Origin of the sequence: Massilia sp. CT11-108 (genome assembly GCF_047302915.1) — a bacterium.
In the GTDB taxonomy this organism is placed as follows: domain Bacteria; phylum Pseudomonadota; class Gammaproteobacteria; order Burkholderiales; family Burkholderiaceae_D; genus Telluria; species Telluria orientalis.
Genome location: NZ_JBKYMO010000052.1, coordinates 1 through 19,640, shown reverse-complemented (window position 1 = coordinate 19,640; position 19,640 = coordinate 1). Strand labels below are relative to the sequence as shown.

Genomic DNA, 19,640 nt, shown 5'->3' with positions numbered 1-19,640 from the left:
TGGGCCCGGGGGGGCCGCGGGCGCCTATTTACCTTTTCGGCGTTGGCCGCGACGATCTGGTCGACCCGGCGGCCGGGGGGCGGGGGGTCGATCGCCAGCGCCGGCCATCCCTCGCTCTCGCTCTTTTCGGTTGGTTCCATGCGCCTCCATCGCGCGACGTCCGAAACTGTACAGGCTATGCTACCTATACGGTTGGCCATTTTCGCAGATTGTGTATATGTGCCACTGTTGTACTGCTGTCTATTATTGCATCATTGTTTTTGCCAGTTGGTAAATTTTGTACTGGCCGTCATATTCATAAGGGGAGTCGCATGAACGAGTCCAGACCCGAATCGATGTCATCCTTCTGGATGCCATTCACCAACAACCGTGACTTCAAGGCCCATCCGCGCCTCCTCGTCTCGGCACAAGGTATGTATTACAAGGACGTCGACGGCAACGCCGTCCTCGACGGCACCGCCGGCCTGTGGTGCGTCCCGTGCGGCCACGCGCAGCCGAAGATCGTCGCCGCCGTCAGCGAGATGGTCGGCCAGCTCGACTTCGCGCCCACGTTCCAGATGGGCCACCCGGCCGCCTTCGACCTGGCCGAACGCCTGATGGACTACACCAATCACAAGTTCGGCCACGTGTTCTACACGAACTCCGGCTCGGAAGCGGTGGACACCGCCCTCAAGATCGCGCTCGCGTATCACAAGGCCCGCGGCGACGCCGGCCGCACGCGGCTGATCGGGCGCGAGCGGGGCTATCACGGCGTCGGCTTCGGCGGGCTGTCCGTCGGCGGCATCGGTCCGAATCGCAAGGCCTTCGGGCCGCTGCTTCCCGGCGTCGATCACCTGCCGCACACGCACAACCTCGGCAAGAACGCGTTCTCGCGCGGCGAGCCGGAACATGGCGCGGAACTGGCCGACGAGCTGGAACGCATCGTCGCCCTGCACGACGCGTCGACCATCGCCGCGGTCATCGTCGAACCCGTGGCCGGATCGACGGGCGTGCTGATTCCGCCGCGGGGCTACCTGAAGCGCCTGCGCGAACTCTGCACGAAGCACGGCATCCTGCTGATCTTCGACGAAGTGATCACGGGCTTCGGCCGCCTGACGACGCCGTTCGCCGTCGATTACTTCGACGTCGAGCCGGACATGATGACGACGGCGAAAGGCCTCACCAACGGCACCGTGCCGATGGGTGCCGTGTTCTCGAAAAAATTCATCCACGACGCGTTCATGGAAGCGCCGGCCGGCATCGAGCTGTTCCACGGCTACACGTATTCCGGCCATCCGCTCGCGTGCGCCGCGTCGATCGCTACCCTGGAAGTTTTTAAAGAGCAGGGCATCCTCGAGAACGCCCGTGCGCTGCAGCCGTACTGGGAAGACGCGGTGCACAGCCTGCGCGGCCTGCCGCACGTGATCGACATCCGCACGATCGGCCTCGTCGCCGGCATCGAGCTGGAAAGCATCCCCGGCAAGGTCGGGGCGCGCGCGTTCGCGGCGTTCAAGCAGGCCTTCGCGGACGGCATCCTGATCCGCACGACGGGCGACATCATCGCGCTGTCGCCGCCGCTCGTGCTGGAGAAAAAACACATCGACGAATTGTTCGGCAAGCTGGCCGCCGTCCTGAAAAACCTCGACTGAAAGAGAATATGGAGACGATCAATCACTACATCGGCGGCAGCGTCGCCGAAGGGTCCGGTGGACGCTACGCGGACGTCTACAATCCCGCGCTGGGCGAGCCCTGCGCGCGCGTGGCGCTGGCGAGCATTGAGGACGTCGCGGCTGCCGTGGCAGCGGCCAGCGCCGCATTCCCCGCCTGGGCCGCGACGCCCCCGCTGGCCCGCGCCCGCGTGCTGTTCAACTACCTGCAGCTGTGCCAGAAGCATACCGATGAATTCGCGGCGATGATCGTGCGCGAACACGGCAAGACGTTCGCCGACGCACGTGGCGAAGTCGCACGCGGCATCGAAGTCGTCGAGTTCGCGGTGGGCATCCCGCAGATGCTCAAGGGCGAGTTCACGGACCAGATCGCGCGCGGCATCGACGCGTGGTCGATGCGCCAGCCGCTGGGCGTCGTCGCAGGCATCACGCCGTTCAACTTCCCCGTGATGGTGCCGATGTGGATGTTCCCCGTCGCCATCGCGTGCGGCAACACGTTCATCCTGAAACCGTCCGAACGGGATCCGTCGCCGTCGCTGCTGCATGCGCGGCTGCTGAAGGAAGCGGGGCTGCCGGACGGCGTGTTCAACGTCGTCCAGGGCGACAAAGGCGCGGTCGACGCGCTGCTCGACCACCCGGACATCCAGGCCGTCAGCTTCGTGGGCTCGACGCCGATCGCGGAATACATCTACGCCCGCGGCAGCGCGGCCGGCAAGCGCGTGCAGGCGCTGGGCGGCGCGAAGAACCACATGGTCGTGATGCCGGATGCGGACATGGACATGGCGGTCGATGCACTCATCGGCGCCGCGTACGGCTCGGCGGGCGAGCGCTGCATGGCGATCTCGGTGGCGGTGGCGATCGGCGACGCGGGCGATGCGCTCGTGGCCCGGCTGGCCGAGCGCACCCGTGCCCTGAAGGTCGCGGACGGCATGGCGGATGGCGCGGAGATGGGGCCCGTGGTCACGCAGGCGGCCAAGCAGCGCATCGAAAAGCTGATCGGCGAAGGCGTGGAGCAGGGCGCGACGCTGGTGGTCGACGGCCGCGGCTTCAAGGTGCCGGAGCGCGCCAACGGCTTCTTCGTGGGCGGCACACTGTTCGACCACGTGACGCCGTCGATGTCCATCTACAAGGAAGAAATCTTCGGGCCCGTGCTGTGCGTCGTGCGCCTGCCGGACGTCGCGAGTGCTTTGGCCCTCATCAACCGCAACGAGTACGGCAACGGCGTCGCCGTGTTCACCCGCGACGGCGGCGTGGCGCGCGAATTCGTGCGTCAGGTGCAGGTCGGGATGGTCGGGGTGAACGTGCCGCTGCCGGTGCCGATGGCGTTCAACAGCTTCGGCGGGTGGAAGAAAAGCCTGTTCGGCGATCACCATGCGTACGGGCCGGAGGGCGTGCGGTTCTATACGCGCCACAAGGCCGTGATGCAGCGCTGGCCGAATACGGCGAGCAGCGGGGTGGAGTTCGCGTTCCCGCAGATGAAATAAGCTTCAACGTCGTCCCCGCGCAGGCGGGGACCCATGCTGAGGTGCCGGCAATCGTATCGCAAGATTCCCATTAACCTCAGCATGAGACTCAGTATGGATTCCCGCCTGCGCGGGAATGACGGTCCTCACAAGAAGGGATGCCAAATGATCGAGTCACTCCACCACCTGCCCCCCGCCGCCGGCACGCACGGTGCCCTGTCCGAGCGCTTCACGGACCTGGCGCCGGCACTGACGACCCGCCAGGCCGCCATCGAAAGCGCCCGCTGCCTGTACTGTTATGACGCGCCCTGTACCCGCGCCTGCCCGACGGGCATCGACGTCGCGAGCTTCATCCGCAACATCCACGACGGCAACGTGGAAGGCGCCGCGGTTAATATCCTCAAGCAGAACATCTTCGGCGGCAGCTGTTCGCGCGTGTGCCCGACGGAGATCCTGTGCGAGGACGCCTGCGTGCGCAACAACGACGCCGAAGGCCAGCCCGTGAAAATCGGCCTACTGCAGCGCCATGCCATCGACAACGTCCACTTCGCCGATCATCCCTTCCGGCGCGCGCCGTCGACCGGCAAGACGATCGCCGTCGTCGGCGCCGGCCCGGCTGGGCTGTCGTGCGCGCACCGGCTCGCGATGCTGGGCCATGACGTCGTCGTGTTCGAAGCGCACGACAAGGCCGGCGGCCTGAACGAATACGGCATCGCCAAGTACAAGCTGCCGGGTGACTTCGCCCAGCGCGAGGTCGACTTCTTGCTGTCCATCGGCGGCATCGAGATCCAGTACGGCCGCATCCTGGGCGGCAACCTGCATTTGCAGGACTTGCACACGCGCTACGACGCCGTGTTCCTCGGCCTGGGCCTCGGTGCCAGCCGCCGCCTCGGCCTCACGGGCGAGGATGCGCCGGGCCTCGCGGCCGCCGTCGACTACATCGCCACGTTGCGCCAGGCCGCGGACCTCGCGGCGCTGCCGGTGCCGAAACGCGCGGTCGTGATCGGCGCCGGCAACACGGCCGTCGACATGGCCGTGCAGATCGGGCGCCTCGGCGCGGACGATGTCACGCTCGTGTACCGCCGCGGTGTCGAGGCGATGAGCGCCACCGGCCACGAGATCGAGATCGCGAAGACGAACGGCGTGCGCATCCGCACGTGGGCCGCGCCGCACGAGATCCTGCTGGACGCTGCGGGACGCGTGCGCGGCATGCGCTTCGAAGAAACGCGGCTGGTGGACGGCCGTCTCGCCGGCACGGGGGCGTTCATCGACATCGCGGCCGATGCCGTGTTCAAGGCCATCGGCCAGCACATGGATGATGATGCGTTGTCCGATCCGCTCGCGAGCGAACTGGAGCGGGAAGGCGACAAGATCCACGTCGACGCGCGGTTCCGCACCAAGCTGCCGGGCGTGTACGCGGGCGGCGACTGCGTGGCGCCGGGGCAGGACCTGACGGTGCAGGCCGTCCAGCACGGCAAGCTGGCGGCGCTGGCGATCCATGACGACATCCTTTCCAAAGCGGAGGCATGATGGCCGACCTGAGCATCGATTTCTGCGGCATCAAGTCGCCGAACCCTTTCTGGCTGGCGTCCGCACCGCCGACCGACAAGGCCTATAACGTCGTGCGCGCCTTCGAGGCGGGGTGGGGCGGCGTCGTGTGGAAGACGCTGGGCGAGGATCCGCCGGCCGTCAACGTGTCGTCGCGCTACTCCGCGCTGCACGGGAAGAACCGCGAGGTCATCGGCTTCAACAACATCGAGCTGATCACGGACCGGAGCCTCGAGATCAACCTGCGCGAGATCACGGCCGTCAAGAAGGCCTGGCCGGACCGGGCGCTGGTCGTGTCGATGATGCTGCCGTGCGAGGAAGCGCCGTGGCGCGAAATCCTGCCGCTCGTCGAGGCGACGGGCGCGGACGGCATCGAACTGAACTTCGGCTGCCCGCACGGCATGCCGGAACGCGGCATGGGCGCCGCGGTGGGCCAGCAGCCGGACCTGATCGGACTCGTCACGCGCTGGTGCAAGACGACCACGCGGCTGCCGGTGATCGTCAAGCTGACGCCCAACATCACGGACGTGCGCGCACCCGCACGCGCGGCGCTGGCGGGCGGGGCGGATGCCGTCTCGCTGATCAACACGATCAATTCGATCACGCACCTGGACCTGGACCGCATGGTCGCATTCCCCGCGGTCGGCAACGCCAGCACGCACGGCGGCTATTGCGGCACGGCCGTCAAGCCCATCGCGCTGAACATGGTGGCCGAGATCGCGCGCGATCCGGTGACGAAGGGCTTGCCGATCTCCGGCATCGGCGGCATCGGCAACTGGCGCGACGCGGCCGAGTTCATCGCGCTGGGCGCCGGCTCGGTACAGGTGTGCACGGCCGCGATGCTGCATGGCTTCCGCATCGTCGAGGAGATGAAGGACGGGCTGTCGCGCTGGATGGATTCGAAGGGCTACGACAACATCGCCGCGTTCTCGCGCAAGGCCGTGCCGAACACGACGGACTGGAAATACCTGGACATGAATTACCAGGTCATCGCGCACATCGACCAGGACAAGTGCATCCAGTGCGGCCGCTGCCACGTGGCGTGCGAGGACACGTCGCACCAGGCGATCGCGCGGCTGGTCGACGGGAATGCGCGCAAGTACGAGGTGATCGACCAGGAATGCGTCGGGTGCAACCTGTGCGAGATCACCTGTCCGGTCGAGGGCTGCATCACGATGGTGCCGCAGCAGACGGGCAAGCCGTACATGAACTGGACGCAGGATCCACGGAATCCACGGGCGGAGGTAGTAGTATTGGCCGGTGAATGACGCCAACCGACGGAGACCGCCCCGATGAGCACCGATCCCGCAACGAACCAGGATCTCTGGAACGAAGACCTCGCGCCGACGAGCGCCGCGCAGCGCACGTGGCGCTGGTATCACTTCGCCGCCCTGTGGGTCGGCATGGTGATGTGCATCCCGGCCTATACGCTGTCCGCCAGCCTGATCGAGGCCGGCATGTCCGCGTACCAGGCCGTGTTCACCGTGTTCCTCGCGAACGCCATCGTGCTGCTGCCGATGCTGCTGATCGGCCACGCCGGCACGAAATATGGCATCCCGTACGCCGTGCTGGCGCGCGCCGCGTTCGGCACGCGCGGGGCGCGGCTGCCGGCACTGATGCGCGCCATCGTCGCGTGCGGCTGGTACGGCATCCAGACGTGGTTCGGCGGCAGCATGATCTACACGCTGCTGGGCGTGCTGGCCGGGCACGAGATCGGCGGCGCCAAGCTCGCCGGCCTGGGCATCAACGGTGCGCAGCTGCTGTGCTTCCTCGCGTTCTGGGCGATCCAGTTCTATTTCATCGTGCACGGCATGGATGCGATCCGCAAGCTGGAGACGTACACGGCGCCGCTGAAGATCGCGATCTGCTTCGTGCTGCTCGGCTGGGTCTACCAGAAAGCGGGCGGCTTCGGCCCGCTGCTGGACGCGCCGTCGCAGTTCGTCGAAGGCGGCAAGAAGGCCGGCCAGTTCTGGGCCACGTTCTGGCCGTCGCTGACGGCGATGGTCGGCTTCTGGGCCACGCTCGCGCTGAACATCCCCGACTTCACCCGCTTCGCGCGTACGCAGCGCGACCAGATCCTGGGCCAGTCCGTCGGCCTGCCCGTGCCGATGGGGTTGCTGGCTGCATTGGCCGTCATCGTCACGTCGGCCACCGTCGTCCTGTACGGCAAGGCGTTGTGGGATCCGGTCGACCTGGCCAGCCGCATGACGGGCGCCGCGGTGCTGATCGCGCTCATCGTCCTGCTGGTCGACACGGTCAGCGTCAACCTGGCCGCCAACCTCGTCGGCCCGGCCTACGACTTTTCCGCGCTGGCGCCGCGCCACATCTCGTACCGCACGGGCGGCTACATCACGGCCGGCATCGCGCTCGCGATGATGCCGTGGAAGATCCTGGAGTCGACGCAGGGCTATATCTTCACGTGGCTGATCGGCTATTCCGCGCTGCTGGGGCCCATCGCGGGCGTGCTGATCATCGATTACTACCTGATCCGCCGCACGGAACTCGCGGTCGACCACCTGTACCGTGACGACGGCATCTATGGGTACCGCGGCGGCTGGAACCTGGCCGCGATCGTCGCCTTCGTCGCCGGCGTGGTGCCGAACATCCCGGGTTTCATGAACGCGGCGTTTCCGGAGTCGTTCCCGGACGTGGGCGCCGTCTTCAAAACCCTGTACACCTATGCGTGGTTCGTCGGGATCGCGATTTCCGCGGTCGTGTACGGCCTCATGATGAAGGGCAGGGCGGCGCCTGCGCTGCATCCGGCCCGTTCGCTCGATTGACCCGAGGAGACGTCAATGACCCTGTTGATACGCGGTGGTACGGTGGTGAACGCCGACCGTGCATTTCGTGCCGATGTGCTTTGCGAAGGCGACAAGATCGTCGCCGTGGGCGAGAACCTGGAGGCGCCCGCGCACGCGGAAGTGATCGATGCCGGCGGCCAGTACGTGATGCCGGGCGGGATCGACCCGCACACGCATATGCAGCTGCCGTTCATGGGCACCGTCACCGCCGATGATTTTTACACCGGCACGGCGGCGGGCCTCGCAGGCGGGACGACGACGATCATCGACTTCGTCATCCCCGACCCGAAACAACGCCTGATGGACGCATTCCAGACGTGGCGCGGCTGGGCGGAAAAGGCCGCGGCCGACTACACGTTCCACGTCGCCGTCACGTGGTGGGACGACACGGTGCACGAAGACATGGGCACGCTCGTCGAGCGCCACGGCGTGAACAGCTTCAAGCACTTCATGGCGTACAAGAACGCCATCATGGCCGACGACGAGACGCTGGTGAAAAGCTTCCGGCGCGCGCTCGAACTGGGCGCGATCCCGACCGTGCACGCGGAGAACGGGGAGCTGGTCTACCAGTTGCAGCGCGAACTGCTGGCGAAGGGCATCCGCGGGGCGGAAGCGCATGCGCTGTCGCGCCCACCGGAAGTGGAAGCCGAAGCGGCCAACCGCGCGATCGCCATCGCGAATGTGCTCGGCACGCCCGTCTACATCGTGCACGTGTCGTGCGCCGAATCGCTGGAGGCCATCACGCGCGCCCGCGCACGCGGCCAGCGCGTGTACGGCGAGGCGCTGGCGGGCCACCTCGTCATCGACGACAGCGTCTACCGCCACGCGGATCCCGAAGTCGCGCGCGCCTACGTGATGAGTCCCCCGTTCCGCTCCAGCCACCACCAGACGGCGCTGTGGCAAGGCCTCCAGGGCGGCAACCTGCACACGACGGCGACGGACCACTGCACGTTCTGCGCCGGCCAGAAGGGAATGGGCGCGGACGATTTCACGCGCATCCCGAACGGCTGCGGCGGCGTCGAGGAACGCATGGCCGTCGTGTGGGACGCGGGCGTGAACACGGGACGTTTGACGCCGTCCGAATTCGTGCGCGTGACGTCGACCAATGCGGCCCAGATTTTTAATATCTATCCGCGCAAGGGTTCCGTGTCCGTTGGAGCGGATGCCGACGTCGTCGTGTGGGACCCGCAAGGGACGCGCACCCTGTCGGCCGCGACGCAGCATTCGAAGGGCGACTTCAACGTGTTCGAAGGGCGCACGGTGCGCGGGATTCCGACGCATACGGTGGCGGCCGGGAAGCTCGTGTATGCGAATGGGGATTTGCGGGCGGAGCGTGGGGCCGGGCGATATGTGGAGCGGCCGGCTTTCACCAGCACTATTTGAACGCTACGCACGTCATTCCCGCGGAAGCGGGAATCCATACTGAGCCTGCGTGCATTGTTGACGCCACCAAATCGCACACTCAGCATGGGTCCCCGCTTTCGCGAGGACGACGGTGATGCAAGCACCAACTGGAGAACAAGATGAACGACCTGCGCATCAACGGCACCCGCCTGTGGCACTCCCTGATGGAACTGGCGCAAATCGGCGCCACCGCGAAGGGCGGGGTGAAGCGCCTCGCCCTGACGGACCTCGACCGCCAGGGCCGCGACCTCGTCGTCCAGTGGGCGAAGGCCGAGGGCCTGTCAGTCACTGTCGACAAGATCGGCAACGTCTTCATGCGCCGGGAAGGGACGAACCCGGACTTGCCGCCCATCGTCACGGGCAGCCACATCGACACCCAGCCGACCGGCGGCAAGTTCGACGGCAACTACGGCGTGCTGGCCGGCCTCGAAGTCGTGCGCACGCTGAACGAGCGCGGCATCCGCACGGAGGCGCCGATCGAGGTCGCGTTCTGGACCAACGAGGAGGGATCGCGCTTCGTGCCCGTCATGATGGGCTCCGGCGTGTTCTGCGGCGCGTTCAGCCTGGAGACGGCGTATGCGGCGCGCGACGTCGACGGCAAATCCGTCGGCGAGGAACTCGACCGGATCGGCTACCGGGGCGGGCAGACGCCCGGCGACCACCCGATCGGCGCGTATTTCGAAGCCCACATCGAGCAGGGCCCCGTGCTGGAAGACGCGAACAGGGTGATCGGCGTCGTGCCCGCCGTGATGGGCCTGTCGTGGTACGACTGCACCGTGACCGGGATGGAAGCGCACGCGGGCCCCACGCCGATGCATCTGCGGCGCGACGCGCTGCAGGTCGCGACGGCCATCATGCAGGAGACGGTCGCCATCGCCAACCGCTACCCGCCGTATGGCCGCGGCACCGTGGGCATGGTCCAGGTGTTCCCCAACAGCCGCAACGTGATCCCCGGCCAGGTCAAGTTCAGCATCGACCTGCGCAACGTCACCGACGAGCTGCTGAACACGATGCACGGCGAGATCGAGGCGTTCGTCGAGCGCACGCGGCGCGAGACTGGCCTGGCCATCGACCTGCAGCGCGTGTCGTACTACCCGCCTTGCCCGTTCCACCCGGATTGCGTGGACGCCGTGCGCGCCGCGACGGAACGGCTGGGCTATTCGACGATGGACGTGGTGTCCGGCGCCGGCCACGACGCGATCTACGTCGCGCGGCTGGCGCCCGCCGGCATGATCTTCGTGCCGTGCAGGGACGGCATCAGCCACAACGAGATCGAGGATGCCCAGCCCGGCCACCTGGAAGCCGGCTGCAACGTGCTGCTGCACGCGATGCTGGAACGGGCCGGCATCGTTTCCACGTCCGAGGCCGGCGAGCTTGTTGCTCAAAAGTAACAAAGTGCAATTTCTTGTTACTATTCTGGCCGATCGCACGCGCCGGTAGCATACTGTGGTCCGAAGCCGCCCGCCGGGCGGCACGCGTCTGACCGACGATGCTGACCGGATACTATGAAACCCCGCTCGTCCTGATTTCGATCCTCGTCGCGATCGTCGCGTCGTATTCCGCCCTCAGCCTCGCGGGCAGGGTGGCGGAAGCGACCGGGCGGACGAAATTCGCCTGGATGCTGGGCGGCGCGATCGCGATGGGATCCGGGATCTGGGCCATGCACTTCGTCGGGATGCTGGCGTTCCGCCTCCCGATCCCGGTCGCCTATGACATCCCCATCACCCTCTTCTCGCTGGTGCTGCCGATAGCCGCGTCCGGCCTCGCGCTGTGGCAGGTGAGCCGCGCGAACCTGGGCCCGGTGCGCCTGGGCGTCAGTGCCGTCATCATGGGCGTCGGTATCAATGCGATGCATTACACGGGCATGGCCGCCATGCGCATGCAGCCCGGGATCGTGTACGACCCGCTGTTGTTCGCGCTCTCGGTGCTGATCGCCGTGGGCGCGTCGGCGCTGGCGCTGTGGATCGCGTTCCGGCTGCGCCGCAGCACGCCGGACGTGTGGGTGCCGCGCATCGGCGCCGCCGTCGTGATGGGCTGCGCCATCGTCGGCATGCATTACACGGGCATGGCGGCCGCGAACTTCCCGGCCGACAGCGTGTGCATGGCCGCGCGCGTCGGCGTGCATCGCGACAGCCTCGCCACGCTCGTCGTGCTGGCCACGTTCTGCGTGCTGGGCCTGGCCCTCATCGCGTCCGTGTTCGACGCGCGGCTGGAAGCGAACGCGCGCATCCTCGCCATGTCGCAGGCGACGGCGGCCGAGCGCCAGCACCTGCTGGAACGCGAGCGCGTCGCGCGCGACGAAGCCGAACGCCTGTCCGCATTGAAGGACGAATTCCTCGCCACCCTGTCGCACGAGCTGCGCACGCCGCTGAACGCGATCCTCGGCTGGGCCGGCATGCTGCAGCGGGGCGTGAAGGACGAGGCGACCATGATACGGGCCCTGGAGACGATCGAGCGCAACGCGCGCGCCCAGGGCAAGCTGATCGACGACCTGCTCGACATGAGCCGCATCATTTCCGGCACCGTGCGCCTGGACGTGCAGACGGTCGACCCGTCCCGCATCATCGAGGCGGCGCTGGGCACCGTGCACCCGGCCGCCGCGGCCAAGATGATCGCCCTGCGCGCCGACCTGGGACGCGAGCCGGGCATGTTGCCGCTCGAAGTGCGCGCCGATCCGGGCCGGCTGCAGCAGGTGCTGTGGAATCTGCTGGCGAACGCGGTCAAGTTCACGCCAACGGGCGGCAGCGTGCAGGTGCTGCTGGGGCGCGACGGCAACGACGCCGTGATCCGCGTGATCGATTCGGGCATCGGCATCGCGCCGGACTTCCTCCCGTACGTGTTCGACCGCTTCCGCCAGCAGGATGCGTCGATCTCGCGCCAGCACGGCGGCCTGGGATTGGGGTTGTCGATCGCGCGGCAGCTCGTCGAACTGCACGGCGGGACGATCGCCGTGGACAGCGCCGGCGTGCACACGGGCACCACGTTCACGGTGCGCCTGCCGCTGGCGCGCCCGAGCGCCGTCACGGTGCCGGGAACGGGCGTGCTTTCGATGGCGCTGACGGGCGCGGACGACCTGGCCGACCTGTCCGGCGTGCGGGTGCTCGTCATCGACGACGCGCCGGATACGCTCGACGTGCTGGAACAGATCCTGTCGTACAGCGGCGCCGCCACGATGACGGCGCCGGGCGCCAGCGCCGCGCTGGCCCTGCTGGAGCGCGAGGTGCCGGACGTGATCGTCAGCGACGTCGGCATGCCCGAAGTCGACGGCTTCGAACTGATGCGGCGCATCCGCCGGCGCGCGGCCACGGCGGACGTTCCCGCCATCGCGTTGACGGCCTTCACCCGCCAGGACGACCGCGCCAAGGCGCTGCAGGCCGGTTTTACCGACTATCTCGCCAAGCCCGTGGAGCCGGCGGCGCTGGCGGCCGCGATCCGGCGCCTCGTCGCCACCGCGCGCGAAGCGTGACCTTATTTGGCGCGCTTACTGGAACGTGGTTTCGCGTTCCGGCGTGGCGCTGATGCGGTGGATGGCCAGGTCGGCGCCGTCGAATTCCTGTTCGGCGTCCAGGCGCAGCCCGACGGTCGCCTTCAACAACCCGTAGACGATGATGCCGCCGATGCCGGCGATGGCGACGCCCAGCAGGGTGCCGACGATCTGCGACGCGAGCGACACGCCGCCGAGCCCTCCCAGCGCCTGGCTGCCGAAGATGCCGGCCGCGATGCCGCCCCACGCGCCGCACAGGCCGTGCAGGGGCCACACGCCAAGCACGTCGTCGATCTTCCAGCGGTTCTGCGCCAGGGTGAACATCACGACGAAGATCGCGCCCGCGATCGCGCCTGTCACCAGGGCGCCCATCGGATGCATCAGGTCCGAGCCCGCGCACACGGCGACGAGGCCGGCCAGCGGGCCGTTGTAGACGAAGCCCGGGTCGTTCTTGCCCAGCACGAAGGCGGTCAGGGTGCCGCCCGTGAGGGCCATCAGCGAGTTGACGGCGACGAGGCCGTTCATCTTGTCCAGCGTCTGCGCGCTCATCACGTTGAAGCCGAACCAGCCGACGGTGAGGATCCACGCGCCCAGCGCGAGGAACGGGATGTTCGACGGCGGGTGCGCCGAGATGCGGCCATCCTTGGTATAGCGGCCGCGGCGCGCGCCCAGCAGCAGCACGGCCGGCAGCGCGGCCCAGCCGCCGACGGCGTGCACGACGACGGAACCGGCGAAGTCGTGGAACGCCGCGCCGAAGGTGGCCGTCAGCCAGTCCTGGATGCCGAAGCGGTTGTTCCAGGCGATGCCTTCGAACAGCGGATAGACGAGGCCCACGAGCAGGGCGGTCGCGGCCATCTGCGGATGGAACTTGGCACGTTCGGCGATGCCGCCCGAGATGATGGCGGGGATCGCGGCGGCGAACGTCAGCAGGAAGAAGAACTTCACCAGCTCGTAGCCGTTCTTGGCGACGAGGGTGCTGGTGGCGCCCATGAAGTGGATGCCGTAGGCGATGCCATAGCCGACGAAGAAGTAGGCGATGGTGGAAACGGCGAAGTCGATCAGGATTTTTACCAGGGCGTTGACCTGGTTCTTGCGGCGTACCGTGCCCAGTTCCAGGAAGGCGAAGCCGGCGTGCATCGCCAGGATCATGATCCCGCCGAGCAAGATGAAGAGCGCGTCCGCTCCGCTTTTGAATGCATCCATGCGTACTCCAAAAAAGTGCAAGTTGGTCTGATTGCACTTCTGGATAGCAATAAACGTTCCAATTTGGTGAAGAGGCGCACTCCCAGTGGGCATGCCGGATGGGTTGCCCCGCAAGCGTGCACAAGCACCGTTGCGGTGCGTATTTGCGCCAAAATGGGGAGGTGTGGTCGATCCGGCAATCGTAGTATGCTGTCAAGCAACAACCTCACAAAGGAGACCCATGAACCGCACTCTCAATGCCGCCATCCTCGCGGCTTTGCTGTCGGCCGGCGCACCCATCCTGTCCGCCCAGGCTGCCGCAACTACCGTATCCGCGTCGTCGGCCGAACGCCAGGTCGACCGCATCGCTGCGAGGTTCTACGATGCGCGCGCCCGGTTCGACCCGCTGCTGTACGCGACCGCGAACGGCGACAGCCGCTACGACGACCAGATCGGCATGGCGATCGACCCGAAGGTGCGCGCCCGCTATATGTCGCAGAATCACAGGCTGCTGGACGACCTGCAGAAGGTCGACAAGGCGCACCTGTCGGAGAAGGCGCGCCTGAACTACGACATCCTCGCCTTCGAGATCCGCGCCCAGCTCGACCTCGCGCGTTTTCCCGAGCACCTGCTGCCGCTGAACCACTTCGACAACATCCCGAGCAACCTGGCCAATTACGCGAGCGGCACGGGCTCGCAGCCGCTGGCGACGCCGGCCCAGTACCGCGCGTACCTGTCGCGCCTGGAGCAACTGCCGGCATGGATCGACCAGGCCATCGCCAACATGAAAGAGGGCGTGAAAAAGGGCGTCGTGCAGCCGAAGGCGATCACGGCCAAGATGCTGCCGCAGTTCCGCCAGCTGGCCGCGAGCGACGCGGAAGCGAGCATCTTCTACACGCCCATCAGGAACCTGCCGGCCGGCTTCTCCGACGCCGATAAAAAATCGCTCACGGCCGGCTACCGCCAGGCCGCGCAAAAGATCGACGCCGCGCTCGCGCGCCTGAATACGTACCTCGAGAAGGACTACCTGCCCGCGGGCCGCACGACGGCCGGCTATGGCGCGCTGCCGGATGGCGCCGCGTGGTACCAGGCCCGCATCCGCAACAACACGAACCTCGACCTGACGCCGGCCGAGATCCACGCGCTGGGCGAGAAGGAAGTGGCGCGCATCCAGCAGCAGATGGCGACCCTGGCGCCGAAGCTGGGCTACGACGGCCCGCTGAACACGTTCCCGCAATGGGTGGCCGCGCAGCCGCGCTTCAAGCCGTTCAAGACCGACCAGGAGGTGCTGGAGCGCTACCGTGCCATCTACGGCGTCGTCGAAGCGAAGCTGCCGCAGTATTTCAGCCTGCTGCCGAAGGCGAAGCTGGACATCCAGCTGGAACCGGAACTGACGCGCGCCACGGCGTCCGACCACTACACGCCCGTCGCCGCCGACGGTTCGCATCCCGGCGTGTTCTGGGCCGTCGTCAACGACCCGAAGGAGTACAGCACGGTCGGCATGACGAGCCTCCTCCTGCACGAGGGCGTGCCGGGCCACCACCTGCACGCGGCGCTGCTGAAGGAATTGCCGCTGCCGGACTTCCGCAAGTTCTTCACCGAGCACCCGAGCGCCGCCGCGTACACGGAAGGCTGGGCGCTGTACTGCGAGACGCTGGGCCGCGACTTCGGCCTGTACGACGATCCGTCCGCGTATTACGGCCACCTGAACGACGAGCTGCTGCGCGCCGTGCGCCTCGTCGTCGACACGGGCATGCATGCGCAGGGCTGGTCGCGCGAGCGGGCGGTCAAGTACATGATGGACAACCTGGGCTACAGCGAGGCGCGCGCGGCGAACCAGGTCGAGCGCTACATGGTGTGGCCGGGCCAGGCGCTGGCGTACAAGGTGGGCGCGCTGAAGATCCTCGACCTGCGCGCGCGGGCGCAGAAGGCGCTGGGGCCGAAGTTCACCTTCGCGAAATTCCACGAGGTGGTGCTGGGGGATGGGACGCTGCCGTTGCCGATCCTGCAGGCGCAGGTGGAGAAGTGGATCGCGGCCGAAAAATGACCTGAGTATTACGGTTCGTGCACAGTGTGCGCAACCGTACATATTCCCGCCCCACATGGGTGCATGATGGGTTTCATGAAATCCGATGAAACCACCATCGCACCGCCGTCGCCGGAAGCCTCGACCTGGCTGTCGAAGCTGGGTCCGGGCCTGATCACCGGCGCGGCCGACGACGACCCGAGCGGCATCGCCACGTATTCGCAGGCCGGCGCCCAGTTCGGGTTCAACCTGCTGTGGACCCTGCTGCTGACGTATCCGCTGATGGCCGCCATCCAGGTCATCAGCGCCAACATCGGCCGCGTGACGGGGCGCGGGCTCGCCACCAATTTGCAGCGCTATGCGCCGCGCCGGGTCGTGTGGGGCATCGTCGGGCTGCTGCTCGTCGCGAACGTCATCAACATCGCGGCCGACGTGGCGGCGATGGGCGAGGCGATGTCGCTCGTCGCGCCCGGCCGGCCGCTGTGGTATGCCGTCGGCTTCGGCGTGCTGTCCGTGCTGCTGCAGGTGTTCATCCCTTACCAGCGCTACGTGAACCTGCTCAAGTGGCTCACGCTCGTGCTGCTCGCGTACGTGGGCACCGTGTTCGTCGTCCACGTGCCATGGGGCGTGGTGCTCGAGACCACCGTGTGGCCGAGCATCGCATGGAACAAGGACTACCTGACGACGATCGTCGCCGTGTTCGGCACGACGATCAGTCCCTACCTGTTCTTCTGGCAGGCGTCGCAGGAGGTGGAGGAACTGCGCGCGGACGACGACGCAGAACCGCTGCGGCGCGCACCCGACCAGGCCAGGGGCCAGTTCCGCCGCATCCGCTTCGACACGCTGGTCGGCATGGCCGTGTCGAACGGCGTCGCGTTCTTCATCATGCTCACCACCGCCGCCACCCTGCACGCGCAGGGCGTGCACGACATCCAGTCGTCGGCGCAGGCCGCGTCGGCGCTGAAACCCGTCGCGGGCGAACTCGCGTTCGTCCTGTTCGCGCTCGGCATCGTCGGCACGGGCCTGCTCGCGATCCCCGTGCTGGCCGGTTCCGCCGCGTATGCGATGGCCGGCACGTTCCACTGGAAGAGCAGCCTGGGCGCGGAGTTTTCGGCCGCGCGCAAGTTCTACGGCATCATCATCGTCGCCACGCTGGCCGGCGTCGGCATCAACTTCATGCCGATCGACCCGATCAAGGCGCTGTACTGGAGCGCGGTGCTGAACGGCGTCATCGCCGTGCCCGTGATGGCGATCATGATGCTGGTGGCGTCGAGCCCGCGCATCATGGGCGACCTGACGATCGCGCCGCGCCTGCGCGCCATGGGCTGGCTGTGCACGGGCGTGATGGCGGCGGCGACGATCGCCATGTTCGCGTCGTTCCTTTGACGCTTACTGCATGTCGATCCGCCCGTAGATGCCGTGCGACTCGTCGGCGGGCCCCGCCGTGTAGAACAGCGTGTTCGTCGGCTGGTTCTGCACGCCGTTGCCGAACGCGATGCCCCACAGGCCGTCGATGACGATCGGCGTGCGGTCGGCCTTCGACAACGTGCCGATGAACGCGCCGTTGGACGGGTTGTAGGCGTTGATCTTGCCGTCGCCGAAGTTCGCGACGAGCACCGCATTGCTGAAGTCCCCGAAGTTGGCCGGCGCCAGCGCCATGCCCCACGGTGCATTCAGCGCACCGCCCGCCGCCAGCCGGTGCAGGAAGACGCCGCCCATGTCGTACACGTCGACGACGCCCAGTCCCGCGCCCTTGACCTCGTCGTTGCCGGCCGTCTCGCGCTGCGCATACGCCACGTAGATGCGGTCGCCGATGGCCTGGATGCCGAACGGCCCATAGCCGGCCGGCAGGTTCGGATCGGTGAAGCCGCCCGGCAGCGTGGCTTTCTGGAAGCTGGCGTTGTAGACGTCGATGCGGTTGTTGCGGAAATCGGCCGCGTACAGGTAGTTCGCGCCCGAGAACGCGCCGATGGCGAGACCCTTGTAGACGGCGCTGCCGCCCGTGTCGGCGGCCGTCACGGCGTTCGTGCGATTCACTGCCGGCGACCAGCCCGACACGGTGCCCGTCTCGCCCACGAAGATGAAGGGGCTGGCACCCGTCACGCCGTTCTGCGTGACCTTGAAGTCCTGGCTGCCGTTGTACACGATGCCGGTGACGCCCGCCGGGACCGCGACGACGAGCGTCTGCGGCACGCCGTTGCCGTCGTACAGCGTCGACGTCGCCGTGCCGTTGTTGGCGACCCAGACGAAGGCCGTCGGGTTGAATGCGAGGCCCCACGCGTTGACGAGGTGGGTGTCGGTGTGGGCCGCGCCGCTGGACTGGTCGGTGACGAGGGCCGTGGTGGTGAAGACGCTCGTGATCGCCGGCGGCATGGTGACGGGCGGCGTCATCGGATGGTCGTCGCCACCGCCGCCGCAGGCCGCCACGGCGGCGCCGAGGACGATGCCGCACAGGAGGCGCACGGCCGGATTCGATTGCAGGTTCATGATTGCACCTCATGGGAAGGGGACGACGTTAATGCCCTCATCCCCGCGCAAGGTTCAATCGAATCGCGGGTACTTTCAAAAGCGCAGGCTGGCGCCGGCGAACAGGGCGCGGGCGCGCGGGAGGCCGGTGCCGCCGCTGTGCACGAGGGTCTGCACGCCGGCCTGCAGCCGCCAGTCGCCCGTGTCGTACGCGAGCGTGGCGCGCAGGTCCGCGCGGTCCCGGTCGCTCCAGCGGTAATCGGTATCGAGCGGATGCAGCAGCCCCGCATGCAGGGCCAGCGCCGCGCGCTCGCCCAGCGGGATGCCGCCGTTCAGGTCGAGGTACACCGTGCGGCCTCCGCCGTAATACGCCGGCGAATACGAGACTCTCGCGTTGACGCGGTCGTACGTCAGGCCGGCGTAGAACTCGTGGTAGTCGACTTCGTGGTTGCGCAGATAGATCGTGCGCGTGACGCCGGCGTCCCACGACAGCCGCGTCGTCAGCGGCAGCGCCCGCCCGCCGTAGACGATCAGCAGGCCCTGGCCGCGGCCGTACAGCTCGATGGGCGACGCGAAGGTGCCGGCATACCAGCCGCCGTCGAAGTCGTGGTCCACGCGCAGCTGCACGGCGGGATTGCGGCCCTGCGAGACGCCGCGTATCGCGTATTCGGATACGACGGAGAGGTCGGCACTGGTCTGGGCCACTGCGCCAGGTGCCGTGAGCGCGACGAGGAGGAATGCGAACGCGCCCGCGACGGGTTTCAGTGCGGCGGGCGCGGGGAAGGAAGGCTGGCGGTCGTGGTCGTCGATGGGCATAGGCAGAAACAGGCTCCGGCGGCGCGCGTAACGGCGGCGCAGGCGTCTATGCTACCAGCTTGTCCGGCGCCGGAGGCCAGCGCGGCGGGCAGGACGCGTGCGCCGCCGTCGAGGTCGGCCCGCAGCCTGGCGGGCGTCGTCCCGGGACGCAGTTCCAGCACGAGTGCCGCGAGCCCCGCCACGTGGGCCGACGCGTACGACGAGCCGGACACCAGCCCGAAGCGCGCACCCGGCAGCGACTGCTTCCTGATGGAGGACACCGGCACGGGCCCCGTCGACCGCCTGCTCGACACGCTCGCGCACGACCCGCGCGTCGCGTGGGCCCAGGCGATCCAGGACTACCACGGCCTGGCCGACGGCGACCCGCTGCTGCCCGTGCAGCCGGCCACGCGCGCCTGGCAGCTGCCCGCGCTGCACCGCGCCAGCACGGGTCGCGGCGTGACGGTGGCCGTCATCGACAGCGGCGTCGATGCGAACCATCCCGACCTCGACGGCCAGATCAAACTGCGCCGCAACTTCGTCGATGCGTATCCGGACGGCGCGGAAGCGCACGGCACGGCCGTCGCCGGCATCATCGCCGCGCGCGAAGGCAATGGCCTGGGCATCGCCGGCATCGCGCCGGGTGCCAAACTGCTGGCCCTGCGCGCGTGCTGGGAGACGGCCGGGCCGCCCGCCCGCTGCAACAGCTTCACGCTGGGCAAGGCGATCAATTTTGCGCTGATGAGCGATGCGCGCGTCATCAACATGAGCCTCGGCGGCCCGCGCGACCGGCTGCTGGAAGCCCTGCTCGACGCGGCCCTCGCG

Annotated in this window: 15 protein-coding genes; 11 read left to right on the top strand and 4 right to left on the bottom strand. The window is 67.7% G+C overall.

The features are described from left to right. Window positions 1–311: 311 nt before the first annotated feature. The 8 genes from ACEN88_RS07320 (at window position 312) to ACEN88_RS07285 (ending at window position 12,328) form a co-directional block, all read left to right on the top strand. On the top strand, window positions 312–1,628 hold the full coding sequence (locus tag ACEN88_RS07320) for an aspartate aminotransferase family protein (RefSeq protein WP_413338337.1): 1,317 nt from the start codon (window positions 312–314) through the stop codon (window positions 1,626–1,628). Between the two features lie 8 nt (window positions 1,629–1,636). After that, window positions 1,637–3,130 (top strand): CoA-acylating methylmalonate-semialdehyde dehydrogenase, encoded by a 1,494-nt coding sequence (locus ACEN88_RS07315; protein WP_413338335.1) that lies wholly within the window; start codon window positions 1,637–1,639, stop codon window positions 3,128–3,130. Between the two features lie 144 nt (window positions 3,131–3,274). Continuing rightward, window positions 3,275–4,639, top strand: a complete 1,365-nt coding sequence (locus tag ACEN88_RS07310; protein ID WP_413338333.1) for an NAD(P)-dependent oxidoreductase — start codon at window positions 3,275–3,277, stop codon at window positions 4,637–4,639. Continuing rightward, the gene (gene preA, locus ACEN88_RS07305) at window positions 4,639–5,925 is read left to right on the top strand and encodes an NAD-dependent dihydropyrimidine dehydrogenase subunit PreA (protein WP_413338332.1); all 1,287 of its coding nucleotides are present in this window, start codon (window positions 4,639–4,641) and stop codon (window positions 5,923–5,925) included. Before ACEN88_RS07310 ends, preA begins: the two co-directional genes overlap by 1 nt. Before the next feature lie 24 nt (window positions 5,926–5,949). Beyond that, on the top strand, window positions 5,950–7,437 hold the full coding sequence (locus tag ACEN88_RS07300; protein WP_413338330.1) for an NCS1 family nucleobase:cation symporter-1: 1,488 nt from the start codon (window positions 5,950–5,952) through the stop codon (window positions 7,435–7,437). Window positions 7,438–7,452: 15 nt separating this feature from the next. Then, window positions 7,453–8,841, top strand: coding sequence for a dihydropyrimidinase (gene hydA / locus ACEN88_RS07295; protein ID WP_413338328.1), 1,389 nt, complete (start codon window positions 7,453–7,455; stop codon window positions 8,839–8,841). Window positions 8,842–8,981: 140 nt separating this feature from the next. Continuing rightward, entirely contained in the window at window positions 8,982–10,253 is a 1,272-nt protein-coding gene (locus ACEN88_RS07290; RefSeq protein ID WP_413338326.1) for a Zn-dependent hydrolase, read from the top strand. Between the two features lie 98 nt (window positions 10,254–10,351). Beyond that, window positions 10,352–12,328: an MHYT domain-containing protein gene (locus ACEN88_RS07285; protein ID WP_413338325.1), complete on the top strand. Its 1,977-nt coding sequence runs from the start codon at window positions 10,352–10,354 to the stop codon at window positions 12,326–12,328. A 15-nt stretch (window positions 12,329–12,343) separates the two neighbouring features. On the opposite strand, the gene ACEN88_RS07280 is transcribed toward ACEN88_RS07285, so the two are convergent. After that, on the bottom strand, window positions 12,344–13,549 hold the full coding sequence (locus ACEN88_RS07280) for an ammonium transporter (protein ID WP_413338323.1): 1,206 nt from the start codon (window positions 13,547–13,549) through the stop codon (window positions 12,344–12,346). Window positions 13,550–13,769: 220 nt separating this feature from the next. Here ACEN88_RS07280 and ACEN88_RS07275 point away from each other — a divergent pair, with 220 nt between their 5' ends. Together ACEN88_RS07275 and ACEN88_RS07270 are read left to right on the top strand one after the other, a co-directional pair. Beyond that, window positions 13,770–15,575 (top strand): DUF885 domain-containing protein, encoded by a 1,806-nt coding sequence (locus ACEN88_RS07275; RefSeq protein ID WP_413338321.1) that lies wholly within the window; start codon window positions 13,770–13,772, stop codon window positions 15,573–15,575. A gap of 75 nt (window positions 15,576–15,650) precedes the next feature. Then, window positions 15,651–16,940, top strand: coding sequence for an NRAMP family divalent metal transporter (locus ACEN88_RS07270; RefSeq protein WP_413338319.1), 1,290 nt, complete (start codon window positions 15,651–15,653; stop codon window positions 16,938–16,940). Window positions 16,941–16,943: 3 nt separating this feature from the next. Here the strand turns inward: ACEN88_RS07270 and ACEN88_RS07265 are convergent, their stop codons facing one another. The 3 genes from ACEN88_RS07265 to ACEN88_RS07255 form a co-directional block, all read right to left on the bottom strand. Then, window positions 16,944–18,041: a TIGR03118 family protein gene (locus tag ACEN88_RS07265; protein ID WP_413338317.1), complete on the bottom strand. Its 1,098-nt coding sequence runs from the start codon at window positions 18,039–18,041 to the stop codon at window positions 16,944–16,946. A gap of 75 nt (window positions 18,042–18,116) precedes the next feature. Further along, window positions 18,117–18,836 carry a TorF family putative porin gene (locus ACEN88_RS07260; protein ID WP_413338315.1) on the bottom strand — a complete coding sequence of 240 codons (720 nt, stop codon included), beginning with the start codon at window positions 18,834–18,836 and terminating at the stop codon, window positions 18,117–18,119. Further along, a complete protein-coding gene (locus ACEN88_RS07255) occupies window positions 18,782–19,048 on the bottom strand; it encodes a S8 family serine peptidase (RefSeq protein ID WP_413338339.1) in 267 nt (88 codons plus the stop codon). The genes ACEN88_RS07260 and ACEN88_RS07255 overlap by 55 nt, the downstream gene beginning before the upstream one ends. Before the next feature lie 37 nt (window positions 19,049–19,085). On the opposite strand from ACEN88_RS07255, the gene ACEN88_RS07250 reads away from it, so the two are divergent. Next, window positions 19,086–19,640 (top strand): S8 family peptidase (locus ACEN88_RS07250; protein ID WP_413338313.1); only part of this gene is annotated, 555 nt, incomplete at its 3' end.